Source organism: Algoriphagus sp. oki45, assembly GCF_036245605.1.
Lineage (GTDB): Bacteria > Bacteroidota > Bacteroidia > Cytophagales > Cyclobacteriaceae > Algoriphagus.
Genome location: NZ_BTPC01000023.1, coordinates 1 through 366 on the forward strand (window position 1 = coordinate 1; position 366 = coordinate 366).

1 protein-coding gene is annotated in these 366 nt (G+C 53.6%); it reads right to left on the reverse strand.

Annotation, left to right across the window (positions count from 1 at the left end):
• Nucleotides 1-117 precede the first annotated feature (117 nt).
• Nucleotides 118-366: DUF7507 domain-containing protein (locus tag AAA942_RS20260; RefSeq protein ID WP_445083362.1), on the reverse strand; the 249-nt coding region annotated here is incomplete at its 5' end.

Here is a 366-nt window from a genome sequence, read left to right on the forward strand (position 1 = left end):
TTTTTTTTTTTTTTTTTAAACGGATAGCGGGCTTAGCGGATGCCGTGTGTCCTTGGGGGGTCGGAGTTGGGTTGAAGAGACAGGGCGACCGTGGTCCACGTCCGGCTGGTTAACCGCTTAATGGGTCGTGACGGTGGCAGACTGGCCCGGAAGCAGGGTGCCCACATTGTCATTCGCATTGGTCAATGGATCTGTGATTGTGGGATTGGACAAGGTGACGTTTCCGGTGTTGGTTACAATCAGCGTATAGGTGATCACATCACCGGCCTGATCGTAGGTCGTCGGACTCGCTGTCTTGGTCAAGGCAATGCCAGGAGTCTGGATGGCAGGTATTTCTAATCTATCCGTGGAGCTCACCACCCGATC